1 protein-coding gene is annotated in these 1,060 nt (G+C 65.8%); it reads left to right on the forward strand.

Going from position 1 to position 1,060, the window contains the following annotated elements:
* Positions 1-1,060 (forward strand): DUF4082 domain-containing protein (locus tag IVB27_RS23095; RefSeq protein WP_247445514.1); only part of this gene is annotated, 1,060 nt, incomplete at both ends.

A 1,060-nucleotide genomic window follows, 5' to 3' on the forward strand; every position in this document is an offset into this window, starting at 1 on the left:
TGTTCACCACTCAGGCTCCCGTTCTGACCAACAACACTGACGGGATCGGGGCGGATTATGAGCTGGGGATGCGCTTCACCAGCGACGCTTCCGGCGTGATCCAGGCGATCCGGTACTACAAGGCCTCGAACGAGACCGGCACCCATATCGGCCACATCTGGTCGGCCACCGGCCAGGAGTTGGCGACCGTCACATTCACCAACGAAGGCGCATCGGGCTGGCAGCAGCAGACGCTCGCCACGCCGCTCACCATCGCGGCCGGAACGACCTACGTGGTCTCGGTCAACATCAACAGCTACTACGTCTCCACCACGCAAGGCTTCGCGTCTGGCATCAGCAATGGCGGCCTGAACGCTCCGGTCGGCGCCGGCGTCTTCGACTATACCGAAGGCGCCTTCCCGACCGCCACCTATCAGAATGCAAACTATTTCCGCGACGTCGTGTTCGCTGCGAGCGGGACCCAACCCACCAATCACCCCGGCACGGTGAGCATCAGCGGCACGCCGACGCAGAACCAGACCTTGACCGCGACGGTGAGCGATGCCGATGGCCTGCCGGGCAGCATCACCTATCAATGGCAGCGAAGCACGGACGGCACCACGTGGAGCAACATCACGGGCGCGACGGCGAGCACGCTGACCCTCGGGCAGGCCCAGGTCGGCGGCTTCATACGTGTCAGCGCCGTCTACACGGACTCCCTGGGCAGCAGCGAGACCCCGGTGAGCGCCGCGACTGCCACGAAAGTGGCCAACGTCAACGACATCGGCATCGTCACCATCAACGGCACGGCGACCCAGAACCAGACGCTGACCACCAGCGTCGCCGATCCCGACGGCGTCCCGGCCAGCATCACCTATCGCTGGCAGAGCAGCCCCGACGGCACCACCTGGACGAATCTGTCCGCCACGACCGCGAGCCTCACCCTCGACAGCAGCCTGGTCGGCAAGCGGATCCGGGTCAATGCCACCTACACCGACCAGCTCGGCACCGCCGAGAACGCAACCAGCGCGGCCACGGCGACGGTCGGCGCTGCGAGTGCCACCACCACCCTGTTCAGCTC

The organism is Bradyrhizobium sp. 197 (assembly GCF_023073375.1).
In the GTDB taxonomy this organism is placed as follows: Bacteria; Pseudomonadota; Alphaproteobacteria; order Rhizobiales; family Xanthobacteraceae; genus Bradyrhizobium.